The 18457-nt window shown below is 65.7% G+C and carries 20 protein-coding genes; 12 read left to right on the top strand and 8 right to left on the bottom strand.

The annotated features are described in order from the left end of the window. The first annotated feature begins 11 nt into the window (after nt 1–11). A complete protein-coding gene (locus E3T39_RS11575) occupies nt 12–1568 on the top strand; it encodes a DUF7059 domain-containing protein (protein ID WP_134515420.1) in 1557 nt (518 codons plus the stop codon). 28 nt (nt 1569–1596) lie between these two features. Next, the gene (locus E3T39_RS11570; RefSeq protein WP_134515418.1) at nt 1597–2400 is read left to right on the top strand and encodes an SDR family oxidoreductase; all 804 of its coding nucleotides are present in this window, start codon (nt 1597–1599) and stop codon (nt 2398–2400) included. 127 nt (nt 2401–2527) lie between these two features. Here E3T39_RS11570 and E3T39_RS16170 read toward each other — a convergent pair whose 3' ends face one another. After that, nucleotides 2528–2683 (bottom strand): hypothetical protein, encoded by a 156-nt coding sequence (locus E3T39_RS16170; RefSeq protein ID WP_166784111.1) that lies wholly within the window; start codon nt 2681–2683, stop codon nt 2528–2530. On the opposite strand from E3T39_RS16170, the gene E3T39_RS11565 reads away from it, so the two are divergent. Beyond that, nucleotides 2640–3986 (top strand): flavin monoamine oxidase family protein, encoded by a 1347-nt coding sequence (locus tag E3T39_RS11565; protein ID WP_338145279.1) that lies wholly within the window; start codon nt 2640–2642, stop codon nt 3984–3986. The two genes, E3T39_RS16170 and E3T39_RS11565, sit on opposite strands and share 44 nt — an antisense overlap. Before the next feature lie 3 nt (nt 3987–3989). On the opposite strand, the gene E3T39_RS11560 is transcribed toward E3T39_RS11565, so the two are convergent. The 4 genes from E3T39_RS11560 to E3T39_RS11545 all read right to left on the bottom strand — a co-directional run bounded on the left by E3T39_RS11560 (nt 3990) and on the right by E3T39_RS11545 (nt 8497). Next, entirely contained in the window at nt 3990–4649 is a 660-nt protein-coding gene (locus tag E3T39_RS11560; RefSeq protein ID WP_134515414.1) for a Pr6Pr family membrane protein, read from the bottom strand. A gap of 72 nt (nt 4650–4721) precedes the next feature. Beyond that, complete coding sequence (locus E3T39_RS11555) at nt 4722–4991, bottom strand: acylphosphatase (RefSeq protein WP_134515412.1); 270 nt, start codon at nt 4989–4991, stop codon at nt 4722–4724. Nucleotides 4992–5042: 51 nt separating this feature from the next. Beyond that, nucleotides 5043–6776, bottom strand: a complete 1734-nt coding sequence (locus tag E3T39_RS11550; protein WP_134515410.1) for an HNH endonuclease signature motif containing protein — start codon at nt 6774–6776, stop codon at nt 5043–5045. A 131-nt stretch (nt 6777–6907) separates the two neighbouring features. Next, nucleotides 6908–8497: a PucR family transcriptional regulator gene (locus E3T39_RS11545; RefSeq protein WP_134515408.1), complete on the bottom strand. Its 1590-nt coding sequence runs from the start codon at nt 8495–8497 to the stop codon at nt 6908–6910. Between the two features lie 102 nt (nt 8498–8599). On the opposite strand from E3T39_RS11545, the gene E3T39_RS11540 reads away from it, so the two are divergent. The 6 genes from E3T39_RS11540 to rraA are packed head-to-tail and all read left to right on the top strand — an operon-like array spanning nt 8600 to nt 13853. Next, nucleotides 8600–9502: a hypothetical protein gene (locus E3T39_RS11540; protein WP_134515406.1), complete on the top strand. Its 903-nt coding sequence runs from the start codon at nt 8600–8602 to the stop codon at nt 9500–9502. Next, nucleotides 9499–10608, top strand: coding sequence for an o-succinylbenzoate synthase (gene menC / locus E3T39_RS11535; protein WP_134515404.1), 1110 nt, complete (start codon nt 9499–9501; stop codon nt 10606–10608). Before E3T39_RS11540 ends, menC begins: the two co-directional genes overlap by 4 nt. A 29-nt stretch (nt 10609–10637) precedes the next feature. Further along, entirely contained in the window at nt 10638–11567 is a 930-nt protein-coding gene (locus tag E3T39_RS11530) for an ABC transporter substrate-binding protein (RefSeq protein WP_134515402.1), read from the top strand. Then, a complete protein-coding gene (locus E3T39_RS11525) occupies nt 11567–12538 on the top strand; it encodes an amino acid ABC transporter permease (RefSeq protein ID WP_134515400.1) in 972 nt (323 codons plus the stop codon). Before E3T39_RS11530 ends, E3T39_RS11525 begins: the two co-directional genes overlap by 1 nt. Further along, on the top strand, nt 12535–13338 hold the full coding sequence (locus E3T39_RS11520; RefSeq protein WP_277612823.1) for an amino acid ABC transporter ATP-binding protein: 804 nt from the start codon (nt 12535–12537) through the stop codon (nt 13336–13338). Before E3T39_RS11525 ends, E3T39_RS11520 begins: the two co-directional genes overlap by 4 nt. Nucleotides 13339–13385: 47 nt before the next feature. Continuing rightward, a complete protein-coding gene (rraA, locus tag E3T39_RS11515) occupies nt 13386–13853 on the top strand; it encodes a ribonuclease E activity regulator RraA (RefSeq protein WP_134515398.1) in 468 nt (155 codons plus the stop codon). A 60-nt stretch (nt 13854–13913) separates the two neighbouring features. Here the strand turns inward: rraA and E3T39_RS16570 are convergent, their stop codons facing one another. Then, nucleotides 13914–14048 carry a hypothetical protein gene (locus tag E3T39_RS16570; protein WP_255455928.1) on the bottom strand — a complete coding sequence of 45 codons (135 nt, stop codon included), beginning with the start codon at nt 14046–14048 and terminating at the stop codon, nt 13914–13916. 79 nt (nt 14049–14127) lie between these two features. Further along, nucleotides 14128–15006: a hypothetical protein gene (locus E3T39_RS11510; RefSeq protein ID WP_134515396.1), complete on the bottom strand. Its 879-nt coding sequence runs from the start codon at nt 15004–15006 to the stop codon at nt 14128–14130. 264 nt (nt 15007–15270) lie between these two features. Between E3T39_RS11510 and E3T39_RS11505 the strand changes: the two genes are divergently transcribed. Beyond that, nucleotides 15271–16071, top strand: a complete 801-nt coding sequence (locus E3T39_RS11505; protein WP_134515394.1) for a nuclease-related domain-containing protein — start codon at nt 15271–15273, stop codon at nt 16069–16071. Between the two features lie 60 nt (nt 16072–16131). On the opposite strand, the gene E3T39_RS11500 is transcribed toward E3T39_RS11505, so the two are convergent. Then, nucleotides 16132–17082, bottom strand: coding sequence for a GmrSD restriction endonuclease domain-containing protein (locus E3T39_RS11500; RefSeq protein ID WP_134515392.1), 951 nt, complete (start codon nt 17080–17082; stop codon nt 16132–16134). A 159-nt stretch (nt 17083–17241) separates the two neighbouring features. On the opposite strand from E3T39_RS11500, the gene E3T39_RS11495 reads away from it, so the two are divergent. Both E3T39_RS11495 and E3T39_RS11490 read left to right on the top strand, forming a co-directional pair. Next, nucleotides 17242–17925, top strand: coding sequence for a hypothetical protein (locus E3T39_RS11495; protein WP_134515390.1), 684 nt, complete (start codon nt 17242–17244; stop codon nt 17923–17925). A gap of 57 nt (nt 17926–17982) precedes the next feature. After that, nucleotides 17983–18456, top strand: coding sequence for a heme-degrading domain-containing protein (locus E3T39_RS11490; RefSeq protein ID WP_134515388.1), 474 nt, complete (start codon nt 17983–17985; stop codon nt 18454–18456). The last annotated feature ends 1 nt before the right edge of the window (nt 18457 follow it).

The following is an 18457-nucleotide window of genomic DNA, read 5'->3' as shown; positions in this document are numbered from 1 at the left end:
TGAATAGACGGGTGACTTCTGCAACCCTCATCCCTCGTCTGCGCACCGACCTCGCTGCCGCCCACTTCTCGGTTCCCGGCCTGACCGGACTGTGGGGGATCGAAGCGGATGCCGCGCTGCACCGCAATCAGCGGGTTCCGGCCCGGCGGGCACTCGCCGACCTCGCTGTCAAACTCGGCCGAAACGAGCCCTCCGCGACCCTGGCCCGGCTGTTCCTGCTCGGAGATCCGGTTTCGCGCGCTGACCTTGACGCCGCGCTGCCGTCGCTCGGGGCGGGCGGCGCACTCGAACTCGGTCTTGTGGGCGCCGACGATAACTCGGGAGTGCGTCCGCTCGTCGACCTGCGCCCGTATAGCTTCATCGACGCCCACGGCGCCGATAGCTGGTGGATTGTGAGCGATCTCGGGGAGCTGGCGCTAGGGCATGCGCTCGGCGAAACCCATGTTCTCGGCATCGGCGGAGCTTCTCTAACCTTGAGCGGACTCATGATGCCGCGCGAGGTGGAGCGCGTGCTCGATATCGGCACCGGCTGCGGAATTCAGGCCATGCACGCCTCGCGACACGCCGAGTACGTCGTCGCTACCGATATCTCGGTGCGGGCGCTCGAACTCGCGGCGCTGAACGCGAAACTCAACGAGATCGACAATATCGAGTTTCGGCTCGGCAGCCTGTTCGAGCCGGTGGCGGGGGAGCGGTTCGATCACATCATCTCGAACCCGCCGTTCGTGATCACGCCTCGGGCCGAGGGCGTGCCGAGCTACGAGTATCGCGACGGCGGAATGGTCGGCGACGCCCTGGTCGAGGCCGTCGTGCGCGGGGCAGCCGACCATCTCACGCCCGGCGGCGTTGCGCAGCTGCTCGGCAACTGGGAGTACCACGGCGAAACGGATGCCTTCGAGCGCCTCGAGCGCTGGCTCACGCCGGGGCCTGGAGAGTCTCTGCTCGACGCGTGGATCATCGAACGCGAGGTGCAATCACCGGGCGAATACGCCGAAACCTGGATTCGCGACGGCGGCACCCGGCCCGGCCCCGACTTCGACCGGCTCTACGACGCCTGGCTGAATGACTTTGACGCACGCGGCGTGCGCCGGGTCGGCTTCGGTTACCTGCTGCTGCGGCTGCCGCACGCGGGTCTCGCTGCCCCCGTCTTGCGTCGCCTCGAACGCATGCCGGATGCCCTCGGCCACAACCCGGCCGGCCTCGGCGCGCACCTCGCTGAGTGCCTCGCCGCCCACGACTGGCAGGCTCAAGCGGATGACGCGCGCCTGTTGCGCACACAGCTCACCCTGGCCTCCGACGTCACCGAGGAACGCCACTACTGGCCCGGTCAGCAGGATCCGACGCTCATGACCCTGCATCAGGGCAGCGGATTCGGCCGTTCGGTGCCGCTCGATACGGCCCTGGCCGGGCTGGTCGGCGCCTGCGACGGCGACCTCGCCGTCGGCGCCATCATCGGCGCTCTCGCCCAACTGCTCGAGGCCGACGAGGAGGCGCTCGCCGCCGAACTCCTGCCGAAGGTGCGCGAGCTGTTCGTCGACGGCTTCCTGTCGTTGCCCGATCCGGTCTAGTCACTGGCGTGGGCGCTAACCTGACGGCATGACTTCTGCACGCCCGCTGCCGGCCGCCTTCCACCTCGGCGGGCGCACCGCGCTCGTCACCGGGGCGGGCAGCGCCACCGGCATCGGCTTGGCAGCAGCACGGATGCTCGGTGAACTCGGCGCCCGGGTGATTCTCACCGGAACGACGGCGCGGGTATTCGACCGCGCGAGGGAACTCGCCGCCGACGGCCTCGACGCCGTCGGAATCGTCTGCACCCTCGACTCGGCCGCGGGCGCCGCGGGGCTGGAGTCGGCCCTCGCCGCGGGCGGGTACGAGCCGACGATCCTCGTGAACAACGCGGGCATGGTCGCCGTTGGCGACGCCGAGATGGGTCACGGCGACATTCTCACCAGCCCCGCCGAATGGGATCGGGGTCTTGCCATCAACCTGTCCACGGCCTTTCACGCCACGCGCGCCGTGATCGGCTTCATGCGCGCGGCCGGCTGGGGCCGCATCGTGACAGTGTCGAGCGTGAGCGGAACGATCATGGCGAGCCGAGGTGATGTCGCATACGCTGCGGCCAAGGCCGGCCTGGTCGGGCTGACCCGGGCACTGGCCGTCGACGAGGCTGGAGCCGGCATCACCTCTAACGCCGTCGCCCCCGGCTGGATCGCGACGGGCTCCCAGCTCACGAGCGAGGCCCTGGAAGGTGCGCTCGTACCGGCTGGTCGCAGCGGTACGCCAGGAGAGGTCGCATCCGTCATCGCCTTTCTCGCCTCGCCCGGAGCCGCCTACGTGACCGGGCAGGTGATCGTCGTCGACGGCGGAAATTCCGTGGCTGAGGAACGTCGCCCGGCCTGACTCCTAGTTCTTCGGGGTGGCACGGCGCCTGTTGTAGAGAATGCCGTCTTCCACCTCTATCGATGAACTAACCAGCTACCTTGGGAAGAAAATGTCAACCCACAACACGGTCTGCGGTAGTTTGGTCTCATGACTGGCGCCCGACTGAATGACCGTTCTGGGCGGGGCCAATCGTGAAGCGGCGCACTTTTCTGCTCGGCACGGCGTCGGGTTTTTCCGTCTTGGCGCTCGCAGCGTGCGTGACGCCGCCGCCGGTGCCGACGCCATCCGTTCTACCATCCACCCTCACTCCTTCACTGGTTCCTCAGCCACTGGCGGTGTCCCGCACTAACTGGCTGGCCGACCCCTTGTCCCGCGGATCCTTCAGCTATGCCGCCGTCGGTGCCACTCCGGAGCATCGCGCTGCCCTCGGTCAGGCCGTCGACGCCCGGGTGTTTTTTGCCGGTGAAGCGACCGCAGCCGACGAACCGGGAACCGTGCAGGGTGCCCGCACGTCGGGCCTACTCGCGGCCAGCCAGGTGCAGGATGTCGCGGCTTCCGGCGAACGCATCACCGTTGTCGGCGCTGGCATCGCCGGTATCTCGGCCGCTCGCCAGCTCGTCGATGCGGGGTTCAGTGTCGTCGTGATCGAGGCGCGCGACCGCATCGGCGGTCGTATCGACACCGTCAGTGGCGACTGGCCATTTCCGATCGAACGAGGTCCCTCATTCGTGCATCGCACCTCCGACAACTTTTTGGACGACGAGCTGACCGCGCTCGGGGTCGCCCTACTGCCGTTCGTGCGTATCCCGGAGGTACGCACCCGGGCCGGTGCGGTCGTCGAGGTATCGCCGCTGGGAGCCCAGGCTATCGCCGGAGCGCTCGATTGGGCGGCCGATCAGCAGCAAGACGTTTCGATCGAACGCGCCCTGGTTGATTCGGGCGAAGCAAGCCTGTCGAAGACCCCGAACGCCGAAGGCCTCTCGGATGCCGATTGGCTCGAGTATGAAATCGCCACCAAGCTCAAGGTCGAAACCGGGGCGACTCCGAGCCAGCAGTCAGCCTGGTACGCCACCGACATCGCGAGCGCCGACGATGATCAGATCGTGGTTGGCGGCTTTTCGACCCTGCTCACCGCGGACGCGGAAGGTCTCGAACTGTTGCTCTCGAGCGTCGTCAACCGTGTGGCCCACGACGACCGGGGTGTGAGTCTGCGCCTCGGCACCGGAGAGTCGCTCTCGGCGGATCGCGTCATCGTCACGGTGCCACTCGGTGTGCTCAAGAATGCGGCGATGGAATTTTCGCCGGCGCTGCCGTTCTCGCATCGCGGGGCCATTGCCGCCCTCGGCATGGGGGTGGTCGATAAGGTCTGGTTGCGGTTCGACGAGCCGTTCTGGGACACCGCGGCAAGGCTCTGGACCATCGTCGGCGAAGACGCCGATTTTCCGGTCTGGGTCAATATGATGCCGCTCACCGGAGAACCCATTCTCATGGGCATGATCGCTGCCGAAAACGCGACCCGGCTGTCCGAGCTCGATGACGACGAATTCCTATCCGCGGCACTGGCCTCGCTCGAGCCGTTCCTCGCGGTTCCCGACGCCGGCTAGGGTTCAGAGCGCGGAGCCCCAGGGCGGCAGCAGGTGCCTGGGCATCCGCTTCAGCCGGGTGATCCAGGTGAGCAGCGCCGCGATGCCGGTAATTATTGCAACGATGATCAGGCAATAGGACACCGTCTCTCCGGGGCCGCTGACCTGCCGGGCGTCGAGAAAAAAGTACGGGTACCAGCCGACGATCGGTCCGCGGATGAGCGTGAAGACCAGCCAGAGCACCGGAAAAACGATGGCCCAGCCCAGGTATTTCCACGGCAGGCGTGCCTTGAACGGGTCTATCATCCAGTCAATCAGGGCGCAGGCCGGAATTACGAAGTGCAGCAGCTGGCTCGACCATGGCACCTCGATCGAGTAGTTGGCGCTCGAGGATTGCCAGACGATGATGCCGTAGACCACGCCGGACACCAGAATGTAGGTCGTCACCATGGCACGCAACATGTCGAGCCAGGCCGGGTCGATCGGCCGCCGCAGCGCCACGATGGCTGCCGTCAGGATCACCGCGACGGAGGCGATGGCGCTCTGTACGGTGAAGTAGCTGAAGAAATTCGCCATCGCAAACGACGCCACCCCGAGGGTGTAATAGAAATACCCGATCAGGGCGAATAATCCGACCGCCGCCAGGCCGAGACGCGCCACAGCGAACGCTGTGCGCGTCTTCATTCCCGTCCCCAGGAGGGGCTGTCGCGCGCGGTCATGATGCAACGCTACGCCAGCGCCGGGCGGCCCCTGACCTCAGTCGGTGATCTGAAAGTCACTTTCGCCGGTCGCGGCAATGTCGCTCACCTCGAGCGCGGTCACGACGGCGTAGCGCGGCCCGGTTCGCAGCCAGTGCAGCATACCCAAGACGGATGCCTCCCGCCCCTCGATTTCGAGTTCCACCGACCCGTCCGGCCGGTTGCGAGCATAACCGCCGAGCCCAAGCTGCTGGGCCTGGGCTCGGGCGTGGTACCGAAATCCGACGCCCTGCACCTCGCCTCGGGCGATTACTCGCTTACGAATCACTCCACCATTGTGCGCCGGGTGCCGCAGCGCGAGTCCTCAAAGAGTAGCGAGTTAGAACGGTTGCGGGGCGGGGTCGTCGCCGTTCCCGATGATGGTCCAGGGGGTGGTCCACGGGTCGCTGATTGGTTCAGCGGACGGCGTCGATGCGGGAAATGCCTGCCCGGGTGGTGGTTCTGGCGGCGTTTCGGTTTGTTGTAGGTGGGGGCTGATGCGGGTGGCGGGGTCGGTGGCGTAGTGCTTGCCGGCGGGGCTGGTCCAGTTGAGGGTGCCGTCGGGATCGGCGATAACGTTCCAGTCGCTGTAGTGCTTCAGATTGTGGTTCGCGGGGCAGAGAAAGTGCAGGTTGGTCGCGGCGGTGGGCCCGCCGAATTGTTTGTCGCGGGTGTGGTCGAGGTCGGAATGTCGGGCGGAGCGGTTGCAGCCCGGGAACCGGCAGGTTCCATCACGGAGTTGCAGGTATTTCTTCAGCGCCGCCGGCACCCGGAACGGGGTGGCGCTGACGTCGAGGACGATGCCGGTGTGTGGGTGGGTGAGGATGCGCAGGAAACTGGTCGCGGTGCCGGCCAGGCGGCGGGCGGTCTCCGGGTCGATCGGCCCGTACCCTTCCAGTTCGCCGGGTTCATCGCTTTTTCCCATCAGGGTCAGCACCGGCACGGTGACGTTCACGGTCGCGCTGATTCCGGCGCCGAGGCCGGTGCTGGTGACGCCACTGGCGAGGAGGTCGATGGCGACATCCGCTCGTAATTGACTGAGAGTGCGGGGTTCATCGGGGCCCTGCAGGCTGAGGGCGGTCTCGGTGACGCGGTTATAGACGGCCAACAGGTCGTCCGACGCGGCGCGCAGCCAGAGCGTGGCCATGCCGTCCTGATCGGGGAAGAACATCACCCTGCGGTCAGCGAGGCACTTGGTGCGGCGGACGGTGATGCTGTCGGGGTGGAAGCGTTCGCGCAGTTTGCGGGCCTTGCCGTCGAACTGCGCCGCGGTGAGCTTGCGAGCGTGCGGCAGCAGCACCGCCTCCAGCTCCGCACGGGCGGGCTGGGGTACGGAGTCGAGCTGGTCAAGCACCCGCCGGACATGGCGCAAGGAAATGGCCCCGGTGCGGAGCGCATCGAGGGTGCGCGGACGGGATTCGACGAGCACGCGGCTCTCGTGGAGGAGGCCGGAGGCGGTGCCGGCGGGGATGCGCAGCGCACAGCCGATTTCTGCGATCAGCCCCTGCTGGGCAGCGAAGGTGGCGTCCCAGTCGTGCTCGTGCTGCGGCCCGGCCTGCGGCCGGCCGGTTTCGGCCGTGTTGGTGGTGTAATCCCACGCCTCGGTGAGGATCTCGGCTTTACTCGCCTGGGCCCAGGCAATGATCTTCTCGAGGAAGATCACGCGGTCAACGAACAGCGCCTGCCGACGCTGGAACGGACTCAAGCCAGCAGCCGCGTCAGCCGCAGCCGCGTCAGCCGCAGCCGCGTCAGCCGGGAGGAAATTGGCCGCGAGGTAGTCGGCATAGAGAAACTCTTCGCGGAGGTCCTCGTCGAACAGATGCTCGGGCGGCACCGCGCCGAACACTTCGGTGAGGTCGAGGTCGGCGGGGATGGTCGGGCCGTCAGTAAACGGGGAAGTCCGCGCAGCTGCTTCCTCAGCCTCCCCGGCCGCGCGGCATTCCTCCCGAAAGGCATTAATCCAGGCTCGGTCTTCATCGGAGAACGCCCAGCGCTCGAACTCGCTATCGGGCAGCATCGCCAGAAAACGATCACTCACACCCTGCTGCTGGGGAGTGTCACCGCTCTGGCTCATAGAATAAGTGTACCAAAACCCCAGGCTCAAATCGAGGGTTTCTCACGTTCTCTTAGAATTTTGCGCGTATTTATATTCGATGACTGGAGACGATCAAACGACCGGAATTGGGGCAACCCACCTCCGTACAGTCAGTCGACCACGCGCAGGCTCAGCCACAGCGTCAGGGTGTCGTCAGCGTTGTCGAGGTCGATGCCGAACAGCTCGTGCACCCGCCGCAGTCGGTAGCGCAGTGTGTTCTGGTGCACCGACAGCAGGGCGGCCGTTCTGGCCGAGTCTCGCCCGCAATCGAGATAGGTACGCAGGGTCGCGGCATAGGCGGTGCCTGAACGGGCATCAAGGTCAAGCACCGCCTGCGCCGGGTGCGAAAACAGTCGCGGGGTATCCCGAAGAATCTGTCCGAGTTCAAGCAGGCTGAGCCGGCTACGCACATCGCGCGCGCTGGTTACCGGCCCCTGCGCCGCATCGTTCGCCATGATCAGCAATACCAGGTCGGCATCGCGGCGTGACCGATTGATCTCGCCGACGCTGGCGACCTGCGTGCCGACGGATGCGAGCACCGGCACCCGCAAACTGGCCTCCGCCCGGTTGGCCAACCGTAGGGCCGCCGCCTCGACCCGTATCGTCTCGCTGCCCACGCCGCTGAATACGGCGTAGACCGTGTTGCCGATGAGTACGCACTCGGCCCCCGGTTGGTGCGCCTGGCAGGCCATGGCCACGAGGTCCACCAGTCGGTCCAGACGCAGCTCGTCCCCCTCTGTTCGGGGCGAAATCGCGAGCACGGTGAACGGCCCGGCGCGATCAAGGCCCAGTTGGCGCACCACCAGACGGGAATCCTCTCCGCCCTCCAGCAGTCGGCGCACCAGTTCCGAGCGCTGTTGCCTGGCGAGGTCGGCCGCGCTTCGTGCGCGCAACAGGTGCAGAGCGGCAATGTCGGCGGCCCGCTCGAGGGCGCGGGCAGCATCCGCATCGAGCGCACCGGACGCCTCGACTACCCAGATCGATCCAAGGGCCTGCGTGCCGGCGCGTACCGCGACCGCGAGGCGATCGAGCGCCGGTGGAACACCGGCAATGCGCAGTGCACCGGGAGCCCGAAACAGGGCGGCATATTGTTCGGCATTCTCGGGCAGGTCGGGCACCTGGCGACCGAGGATGCCCTCGCGCCGGTCCTCATCGATGGGCTGATCTGGCAGGGTTGAATACGCCAAAATATTCTGTTGCAGATTCTCGATCGAGGTCGCGCCACCGATCGACGCGGCAATCGCATTCGCGAGAGCGAAAAGATCGCCCACCACGAGAGTCGACGGTGAGCCGCCAGCCTCGGACGCCGTGCTCAGGGCAGCGTTGATGAGCGCTTCCAGCTGCCGCCACTCAATCTCGTCGTCTGCGACCAGCAGAGCAACGCCGAGGTCGTCGGCCATGGCCGCGAGCGACTGCACGTCGTGCCCGAGTGCCTTCACGACCAGTGAGCCAAACCCGAGCCCGGCCGCTTCACGCAGAATCTCCACGCACTCGGGCTCGCCCGGATGCACCCCGATGGCCAGCAGGATGCCGCTGCGTGGCCCGGTCGGCGGCATCCATCGATCGAACAGGGTCGGGCTCGTCAACGGCAGCCGCAGGGAGGTCATCGCCGAAGCGCTTCGCAGCCCGGAGCCGTTCAGAATGCCGAGTAACTCGGTGATGGCGATTCCATCGGGCTCCCGTTTTAGACCATCGTGCATAGGCACAACCTAGCGGCTGCTTGTGCCACACAACAAACATTCACTAAATCATTCATGCTGCACGCTAATGCCGTGGACCCGCCAACTGGCAACACTTGACCCATGTTGGTCAACGCCCCCACTTTTAGCGCCGGAAGCCGCGCCCCCAGCCCCCTGGCCGGCCAAGCCCGGTCCGCCGCATCGCGGGCAGCAAACCTGGCTGGAGTGCGGATCGTGGATGAGACCTCGATGCAGCGCCACGGCGACATCGCCGACTTACTCATTCAAGTCTGGGGCACCTCGAAGCAGGGCGCACCGATTCCGGCCGACCTGCTCCGCAGCATCAGCCATGCCGGATGCAACGTCACCGCCGCCTACAACCGGGATGGCCTGCTCTGCGGCGCGGCTGCGGCCATTGTCTCTCCGGATGCGCCCTCCATGTACTCGCTCATCGCGGGGGTCCTGCCGGGACTCGGCGACTCCGGCGTCGGGTTCGCACTGAAACAGCACCAGCGAGCCTGGGCGCTCGCTCGAGGGCTCACCACGATGACCTGGACGTTCGACCCCCTGGTCAGTCGCAATGCCCGTTTCAATCTCACCAAACTCGGCGCCCACGCGAGCGAATACGTCGAGAACTTTTATGGCGTCATGGATGACGAGATCAACGCCCTCGATGAGAGCGACCGTCTCGTCGCGCTCTGGCCGCTCGAATCGCCCGAGACGGTCGCGTGCAGCGAGGGAACCCCGCAGATAGTCGAGCTTCCAGAACTCACAGCGGATGCCGTGCGCGGCACCGGCCCGGACGGCCAGCCCGCCCTGGTTGAGATCGGCCAGGACCTCTGGTGCCGCGTCCCGACCGACATCGTCGCCCTGCGCGCTCAGGATCCGGCGCTGGCAGCGGCCTGGCGCACCGGCACCCGCGCCATCTTCCAAAACGCATTCTCCGCGGGGCATACGGCGACAGCGATGACCCGCACCGGCTGGTATCGACTACAGCACTCAGAACACAAGGGACACCACGAATGAAGATTGAAAACATCGAGCTCCGCCGAGTGCACCTGCCGCTGGTGACCCCATTTCGTACGTCTTTCGGTACCTCGACCGAACGCGAGACAACGCTGGTGCGCGTGACCACGGCCAATGCCGAAGGCTGGGCCGAATGCGCCTCGGAACCAGACCCGCTGTACAGCTCTGAGTTTCTCGATGCCGCCGACCTCGTCATTCGGGACCATCTGGCTCCCCGGTTGCAGGCCCTCGGCGACCAGCTCAGCGCCGAACGAGTGGCCACAGCGCTCGAACCGGTCAAGGGCCACATGATGAGCAAGGCCGTGCTTGAAACGGCAATTCTCGACGCCCAACTCAAGGAAACCGGGGTGTCCTTCGGCGGCTACCTGGGCGCAGTCAACGACACGGTTCCGGCCGGGGTGTCGGTGGGCATCATGGATTCCATCCCCGAGCTGCTCGACGCCGTCGCCGGCTACCTTGCCGAGGGCTACCTGCGCATCAAACTAAAAATCGAACCCGGCTGGGACCTCGCCCCGGTACGGGCAGTCCGCGAACGATTCGGCCCAGACATTCTGCTTCAGGTCGACGCGAACACCGCCTACACCCTCGCCGATGCCCGCCATCTCGCCCGGCTCGACCCCTTCGACCTGCTGTTGATGGAGCAGCCGATGAAGGAAGACGACCTGCTCGGGCACGCCAACCTGGCCAAGCTCATCACAACGCCGATCTGCCTCGACGAGTCGATCGAGTCTGCCCGCGACGCCGCGACGGCGATCACCCTCGGAGCCTGCAGCATCATCAACGTGAAGCCGGCCCGGGTCGGCGGTTACCTCGAAGCCCGACGCATCCACGACGTCGCTGCCGCCCACGGCGTGCCAGTCTGGTGCGGGGGCATGCTCGAAACAGGCATCGGACGTGCGGCCAACGTGGCCCTCGCCGGGCTGCCGAACTTCGTGCTGCCGGGGGATACCTCGGCCTCCAACCGGTACTACTCACGCGACCTGACCGCACCGTTTGTGCTCGAGAACGGGCACCTTCGAGTCCCCACCGGCCCGGGCATCGGTGTCGAAGTGCTTCCCGACGTGCTCGCAGACGTCACCGCGTCGACCACCAACATCCGCTTCTAATCAGCACGCCGAACAGTCTGGAGAGAACCATGAATCACACGCAGCGCCGCAGGGCCCCCTGGCTGATTCTCGCCTCGATTGGCGTTGTCGCAACGCTCTCCCTCTCGGGGTGCGGAGCCAGCAGCGACCCGGCACCGGCCAACACGCCCAACGCCGCTGACATTGACGCTGCGGCCGCTGCGGCCTTGCCGACGAAATACAAAGACGCCGGGGTGATCAAGGTGGCCTCTGACATTCCGTTCCCGCCGATGGAGATGTTCGACGAAAACCAGAACCTCACCGGTTTCGACTACGACCTCGCCCAAGCGATCGGAGCCAAACTCGGTGTCACGATGGAGCTGCGCACGCAGGCCTTCGACAGCATTATTCCGTCGCTGCAGTCCGGAAAGCACGACGTGATCATGTCGGGCATGAATGACACGGTGGAACGCCAGGCCACGCTGGACTTCGTCGACTACTTTCACGCCGGATTCTCCATTCTGGTCCTGGCCGGAAATCCCGAAAAGATCACGACGGTGCTCGACCTCTGCGGCCAGAACGTGGCGGTGCAAAAGGCCACGGTGCAGGCCGAGATTCTGCACGGCTACGACGAGGAATGCACACAGAGCGGCTCAACCCCGATGAAGATCGCCGAACTGCCCCTGGAGACGGATGTACAAACTGCGGTTCGATCGGGCAAAGCCGTCGCCGATGTGGTTGATTCCGCCGTGGCAGCCTATGCCGCGCAGACCGCAGGGGATGGCACGATGTTCGAGGTCATTCGCGACAGCGCAAACCCGGCCGGCTACAACCCGGTCTATACCGGCATCGGCGTGCTCAAGAAGGACTCGGAACTGACCAACGCTCTGCTCCTCGCGTTGCAGTCCGTCATGGACGACGGCAGCTACCAGGAGATTCTCGACAAGTACGACATGGGCGACTACGCGGCCGACCAGGCCGGCATCAACCTCGGTTCCTGATGGCGCAGGCAACGCTGAGCCAAGGCGAGCGCCGGTTGGAGCCGGCCGTTCTCGACTCCGACGATATCGTTGCAGTACCCTTGCGTCACCCGTGGCGCTGGGTCGTTGCGGCCATCCTGCTGGCCGGTGGGGTCAGCCTCGGCGTGTCGTTGTGGGGCAACGACAACGTTCATCACCCCACCATCAGTGAGTTCATCTTCAACCCGCGCATCCTCAGCGGCGTGCTGCTCACACTCGTGCTCACGGTCGTTGCCATGCTGGTATCGACACTGCTTGGGGTTTTGCTGGCCATCATGCGACTCTCCAGCAACCCGGTGATGACCGTGCTGGCCTGGGTCTACGTCTGGGTGTTTCGCGGAACGCCGCTGCTCATTCAGATCGTGTTGTGGGGGTATCTCGGGCTTCTCTACTCCCAGATATCGCTCGGCGTGCCATTCACCGATTTCACACTGTTCTCCATCGACACCAACACCCTCATTCCAGCATTTACCGCCGGACTCCTAGCCCTCACCCTCAACCAAGCCGCGTATTCGGCCGAAATCGTGCGAGCCGGAATGCTGTCGGTCGACGAAGGTCAATATGAGGCCGCCTACTCCGTCGGCATGAGTCCCACCTTCACCCTGTTCAAGGTCGTGCTTCCGCAAGCCATGCGGGTGATCATTCCGCCGATGGGCAACGAGACCATCTCGATGCTCAAAAACACCTCGCTGCTCTCGGTGATCGCGGTGCTCGAGCTGTACACGGTCGCCACCCAGATCTCGTCGCAGAACCTGCGCCAGGTGGAACTGCTCGTCGTCGTCAGTTGCTGGTACCTGTTTCTCACCTCGATCTTGTCGATTCCGCAGTACTACCTGGAACGCCACTACGGGAGAGGCAAAGCCCGCGCCCTGCCACCGACCCCACTGGCCCGGGCCTGGGCGGTCCTGCGTCCAGCGCCGCGTTCCACTATTGAGAGAGCGGATGCCCAGTGACCGACACCACGCGCGTACCGATCGCGGCGGCATCCGTCGCTGCACCGCTGCTGAGCGCCCGCAAGGTGCGTAAAAGCTTTGGCGGCGTCGAGGTGCTCAAGGGCATCTCGCTCGACGTTTCAGCCGGACAGGTGATGTGCCTGCTCGGGCCGTCTGGCTCCGGCAAGAGCACGTTTCTGCGCTGCATCAACCACCTCGAACGCATCGACGGTGGCCGTATCTCGGTCGACGGTGAACTCATCGGCTACGCCGCACGGCACGGCCGCATTTTTGAGATGAATCGTCGCGAGGTCGCTAAACAGCGGCGGGGGATCGGGATGGTGTTCCAGCGCTTCAACCTGTTTCCGCACATGACCGCCCTGGAGAACATCACGGCGGCGCCGGTTGGCGTGCGCGGACTGCCGAAGCCGGCGGCCCTGGCCCGCGGCCGTGAGCTGCTCGACCGAGTAGGTCTCGCCGACCTGGCGCAGTCCTACCCGGCGCAATTGTCCGGAGGGCAGCAGCAGCGCGTCGCTATCGCTCGTGCCCTCGCGATGGATCCCAAGCTGCTCTTGTTCGACGAACCGACCAGCGCGCTCGACCCGGAACTGGTCGGAGACGTGCTCGACGTGATGCGGGCGCTGGCCGCCGACGGCATGACGATGGTCGTGGTCACCCACGAGATCGGTTTCGCGCGCGGCGCCGCCGACGAGGTCGTCTTCATGGACGCGGGGGTCGTCGTGGAAAGCGGGCCGCCCGCGACGGTGCTCGACAATCCGCAGAACCCGCGCACCAAGGCCTTTCTCGACAGCGTCATGTGAGGTCTGGCCGGGGCCTACTCTGGAAACAACGAAACTCTGGAGGAACAATGACCGTGTTGACCGCCGATCTGTACGACGAGCGTGGCGACGAGCTGCAATCCGTACCCCTGCAGTTTCAGACGATCGGCGGACGAGCCCAGTTCAGCGGCCCCATTCGCACCGTCACCTGCTTCGAAGACAATGCGCTGCTCAAGTCGATCCTGTCCACGCCCGGTGATGGCGCGGTGCTTGTCATCGACGGCGGCGGCTCACTGAACTCGGCGCTCATGGGCGACATGATCGCCGACCTCGCCGTAGCGAACGGCTGGTCCGGCGCGATCATCAACGGTGCCGTTCGTGACCGCATCGCGATCGGAGCCCTCGACCTCGGGGTGAAAGCCCTCGGCAGCAACCCGCGCAAGAGTTCCAAGACCGGGGCCGGCACAGCGGATGCCGTCGTCGAGATCGCCGGCGTCGTTTTCACTCCCGGTCGCACCGTCTACTGCGACGAAGACGGCATCCTGGTCGAGCGCTAACGACGCTAAACGTGTGAGGCGCTGAGCGAATTCGCGCAGCGCCTCACACAAAAATGGGCCTTACTGCTGCACGTCGTCGATGCTGACGACGACGAAGTTGGCGTCGAGGTCGACGTCGCGGTCACTGCCGTCATCGAGCGTGACCTCAACCTCGTAGAGGTGGTCCCAGTCGTCGTCCCGGTCGAAGTCGGTCACCCGACCGCTGCCGATCTAATGAGTCGGTGCACGGTTCAGGCAATTCCCGGGTAGATCCACAAAACACTGGCGACCCGCTTCAGACGCGATTCAACGCATCCGTTGCGGCAAACTGTTCGAGTACGGCCCGCACCTGGATCGACGCCTCGGTGCGGCCAGAACGCACGTCCGGGATGCGCAGCGCGGGCAGCTCGCTCGGCGTCGGAAAATTTGTGTACGCGTCGCGCATGAATTGGTCGAGGCGCTCGCCCACCTTGGGATCCTCTGTCCACGTCCGCGGAAGTCGGGCCGGCTCGGTGAGCGGATCGAACCCGAGCAGGGCTACCCGCGTGACGGATGCCGCTGTTGCGTCTGAGTCGTTCATGGGCAGCGGGCGAGCCATGCGCACTCCGGCGAAGACCACTCCGGTGCCGAGTAGCAGCCATGCGATGGGAAGGATCGCCTGCATGCTAACTTCACCGCCGGTGACCAGTACAAAGAAGTAGGCGAAGACCCAGACCACCGGAGACAGCAGCATGAGAGCGATACCGCCTCGACGAATGGATCGCGAGCGCTGTGATCGAAACGCAGTCGTGCCCAGCTCACTAGCGGAGAAGGCGTCGCGATGTGCCGACGAGATGACCTGACTGGCATCGAACCGCCAGGCGGCCACGATGGCTTCATTGCGAGCGGCGATGGCTTGGCTCAGCAGGGAGGCTCGCGGGGCCCAATCGCAGTACTTCTGACCATCGAGCGACTGCACCCAGAACCGATAGTTGATGTGACGCTGCTCGCTGACTCCTTGCCGGGTGGCGTAAGACGTCGCCGAAGCGGCAGCGGTCGCCCGGGCGTTCGTCGTGAACGGGGTTTGCTGGCCCTCCGGTAATTCCGGCGACGTGCTCGCATTGAATGCGACCACGGCGGCCGTCGCTGCAGCCTGCGTGTTGGTGACAGCGCGCGACAGATCATTGTCGATCATGGACTTCCCCCGGACATTTTTACGACTAGCGGCAACATGCCTTGCTGGTCGTGCCGTGGGGTTGCTGTCCAACAACCGGGCCATTTCATCGTGGCACAATCCGTGGGGCGATACGCCATCCGGGCCGATGCTTTCCCCGTACTGGGGTGTACAACGTCCTCTGAATACGATAAATAAGGCACCCGACCTGCGCGCCACCTCCCCATTGGGGGCTGCTCCGGCTGGCTGCAGGGGGCTAGATTCAAGCACCCGAACAGGAGAACCGTGACAATCGATGCGCCCATAATGCGACTGCGGTGCCCGGCGCAGTCGATCATAGAAGTGCTCCTGTTGGAGCAACGCCTGGTGACCCCCCGTGGGCTGCTCGAGCGCCTCGTCGGTCGGTCGCCGCTCGGCGCCGATAGCGTGCGCTGTTTCGACGCCGCCCGCGCGGAAATCGCTGTGGGGCTCGCGCTGGCTGAGCTGCCTCGGGAATGGATCGTCTTTCACTCCCTGCCAGTGGGCGACAGTGGCGCCGACGTCGACCACCTCGTGATCGGACCTGGCGGCGTATTTGCTCTCCATTCCGACCGTCAGGCGCGCAAATCTGTCCTGGTCGCGGGACGCAGTGTGCTCGTCGGCGCCCGAAAGATTCCGTATATAAGGGAGGCCGAATACGAGGCGGTCACCCTGACCACTCTGCTTTCCAAGCGGATGCCGCGCGCGGCGTCGGTACGGGGTGTCGTCGTACTCGTCGATACCAAGAGTGTGACCGTGAAGTCGCAGCCGTCGCGGGTAAAAGTCGTCGAGGCCGCCGACCTGTGTGCCTGGTTGCAGGGGCTCCCTCCCGTGCTGGCCCCCTTCGACCGGTTGGAAATTACCCGATTCGTCGAGAACCCCGCGCTCTGGCAGGCGCTCGCGGCACTGGAACCGGCCAAGATCCTGCAGCGCTTCGGCCAGCTGGAGGCAGAAGTGACCCGTGCGAGGCGGACTCGCCTGCGCTGGATGACGCTCGGGATGGTTCTCAGCACACTCGGTGCCCTACACGTACTGCTTCTTATTCCGCAGATCGTCAGCGCGCTGTAGCCCAGCAGAAGTCGCGCGGCACTGTGCGGGTGCACGGCGCCGAGCGGCTTGTGCGAAGACCTATTCGCAGCCGGTTCCGTCGCCGTCGCGGTCGAGGTGGCCGCCGTAGCCGGGTTCGCCGGCGTGAACCGGGGCTGCACCTGACTCGCGTGCGGCAGTGCAGTTCTCAAAATAAACGTCGCTCGGGGTATCGGCGACCGGCGCCGACTCGGGCGCTACGACGGGCGCGACGACGGGGTCGGTGGCCGTCGCGAGCTCGTCGGGGCAGTCCGACAGGATGCGCGTCATTGCATCGTGCTCGGCCGTCGTCACCCACAGCGCGTACGTCGCCTTCACCGAAATCTGCCTGGCCACATAGGCACACCGATAGCTTTTCAGCGGCGGTAACCAGGTTGCCGAATCGCCATCCCCCTTGCGCGAATTGGTGACGCCGTCGACGGCGAGCAGGTTCAGTGGATCGTTGGCCAGCGCCACCCGTTGCTCCTCCGGCAGCTGTTGCGCTCCGGTCTGCCAGGCGTTCGACAGAGCGACGACGTGGTCGATCTGCACGAGCGACGACGTCGTCTGGCCGCGCACGAAGTCGATCATCAGGCCGGTATACGGACCGAGCAGGGTGCCACTCTGCACCTCACAGGCAGGGTCCACCACGAGCACGGTCAGGTCGCGGGCGAGGATGTCGTTGCGGGTGTCGCATCCGTTCTGGTCAACGTCTTGCCAGGCCGATCCGAAGCTTCCCTCTCGGTCGTAGCCGGTCTGGGGCGCGCGCCCCTTCACCGGCAGGGTCGCCAGCACGGCGAGGGCCGCCGTATCGATCGTCGGCGTGGTTGTTACCGTCGGCGCTGGCGCTGGCGTGGGTTCGACGGTCGTTGTCGGCGGTGCGCTGCTCGAAGGTTCGGCCAGATCCGACGAAACGGATGACCGCGCCACCGACGTTCCCACCACGATCGCCGCGAGCACACCCACGATCAACCCAATCACCAGAAATGATCGGGTCGAGCGTCGAACGGTCATGGTGCTCCTTCTGGCCGTGCGGCACGACCCTTCGAATATACGTGGTGCGGCCCGGTCGCCTGGCAGCGTGGCAGCAGGTATTTCTTTAAAAGTCCCCCATTCTGGGGGTCTTGCGACCGGGTCGGCGCTGGCAAGATATAAAACCCGGCGAGGAACCCGATGACTCATTTACTCTCCACGCGGCGGCGTCTGACGACGCCCCCGGAACTACCCGAATCGAATCGCAGCGGAGCGCCTCGACCATCAACCGGACCAGCCTGGCTACTCGGCCGTGCGCACCGCACTGCGGCTACGCCGACCGACCTGGCGCTGGCCCGCGCGCGCAGTGAATGCGCCGTCGACACGCTGCTCGCGACGTTGCCGCAACACTGGGCCGCATTCACGTTGCCCCCACTCGGCGGTGCTGGGCCGAGCGCGATGCGCCTGCTGGTCGGCCCTGGCGGGATTCTCGCCCTGCACGCGCAGCTGTGCGACGGCCAGGTCGCCTGGGTGCATCGCCAGAGCGTGCACGTCGCCGGGCAGCGCTCGCCGGATCTCGCGGTCGCCGCGGCCGGCGCGAATCAGCTCACCGTGCTGATTCGCGGGCGGTTGCCGCTGCGCACCGCGGTGCAGCCGGCGCTCGTGCTTCTGGGTGCTCGATTGCTGTGGGTCACCGGCCGCTCGGGCAGGGTGTCTGGCAAAACAACGCTCGTGCCGATAGTCGGCGCGGCCGCGCTCGGCGACTGGCTGGTAGCGCGCCCGCAGGTGTTGCGCCCGATCGAACGCATGGAACTCGCCGCCGTGATCGACAACCCGCTTACCTGGGGTAGTCGCCCGACAATCCTGCCCGGCCCGGTAGCGTAGGGGCTAGCCACCGGCGATTGCGGTGGCACGGCAACGACGCCCCGGATTGGACCTTCGATGCACACCGACGACCTCGCCCAGCTGCAGACTCTGCTTGAACAGGAACGTACCCTGCAATTCGACGCGTTCATCCACGATGATGCCTGGGCGCTCGGCACGCGGCTGCGTTCACTCGCCGCCGCCCGGTCGTTGCCGGTAGCGATCTCGATCGTGCTGGGTGACCAGCGGGTGTTCCATGCCGGTCTGGCGGGATCATCCGCTGATAATGACGGGTGGCTGGAGCGCAAGTTCGCCGTCGTGCGCCGCTACGGGCATTCCTCGCTCGCCGTCGGCGTGGAGTGTCGTAGCCGCGGCGTCGACTTCGACGTTGATGCCCGACTCGACCCCACGCGTTTCGCGGCGCACGGGGGAGCGTTTCCGTTGTTCGTACGCGGATCGATGGTGGGCGTCGTCGGCGTCTCCGGGCTGCCGCAGCTCGACGATCATGCCCTCGTCGTTGAGGCACTGCGGGCGCAGTTGGCGGCGGCGTGAC

The organism is Cryobacterium suzukii (assembly GCF_004403185.1).
GTDB lineage: Bacteria > Actinomycetota > Actinomycetes > Actinomycetales > Microbacteriaceae > Cryobacterium > Cryobacterium suzukii.
Note: the sequence above shows the minus strand (reverse complement) of the source record. Positions and strands in the feature narration are given on the sequence as shown.

Excerpts from the sequence above, each read along its gene's own strand:
- E3T39_RS11560 (WP_134515414.1), bottom strand. The coding sequence starts at position 4,649 with ATGAAGACGCGCACAGCGTTCGCTGTGGCGCGTCTCGGCCTGGCGGCG.
- rraA (WP_134515398.1), top strand. The coding sequence starts at position 13,386 with ATGACCGTGTTGACCGCCGATCTGTACGACGAGCGTGGCGACGAGCTG.
- E3T39_RS11570 (WP_134515418.1), top strand. The coding sequence starts at position 1,597 with ATGACTTCTGCACGCCCGCTGCCGGCCGCCTTCCACCTCGGCGGGCGC.
- E3T39_RS11525 (WP_134515400.1), top strand. The coding sequence starts at position 11,567 with ATGGCGCAGGCAACGCTGAGCCAAGGCGAGCGCCGGTTGGAGCCGGCC.
- E3T39_RS11495 (WP_134515390.1), top strand. The coding sequence starts at position 17,242 with ATGACTCATTTACTCTCCACGCGGCGGCGTCTGACGACGCCCCCGGAA.
- E3T39_RS11545 (WP_134515408.1), bottom strand. The coding sequence starts at position 8,497 with ATGCACGATGGTCTAAAACGGGAGCCCGATGGAATCGCCATCACCGAG.
- E3T39_RS11490 (WP_134515388.1), top strand. The coding sequence starts at position 17,983 with ATGCACACCGACGACCTCGCCCAGCTGCAGACTCTGCTTGAACAGGAA.
- E3T39_RS11530 (WP_134515402.1), top strand. The coding sequence starts at position 10,638 with ATGAATCACACGCAGCGCCGCAGGGCCCCCTGGCTGATTCTCGCCTCG.
- E3T39_RS11510 (WP_134515396.1), bottom strand. The coding sequence starts at position 15,006 with ATGATCGACAATGATCTGTCGCGCGCTGTCACCAACACGCAGGCTGCA.
- menC (WP_134515404.1), top strand. The coding sequence starts at position 9,499 with ATGAAGATTGAAAACATCGAGCTCCGCCGAGTGCACCTGCCGCTGGTG.
- E3T39_RS11500 (WP_134515392.1), bottom strand. The coding sequence starts at position 17,082 with ATGACCGTTCGACGCTCGACCCGATCATTTCTGGTGATTGGGTTGATC.
- E3T39_RS11550 (WP_134515410.1), bottom strand. The coding sequence starts at position 6,776 with ATGAGCCAGAGCGGTGACACTCCCCAGCAGCAGGGTGTGAGTGATCGT.
- E3T39_RS11540 (WP_134515406.1), top strand. The coding sequence starts at position 8,600 with ATGTTGGTCAACGCCCCCACTTTTAGCGCCGGAAGCCGCGCCCCCAGC.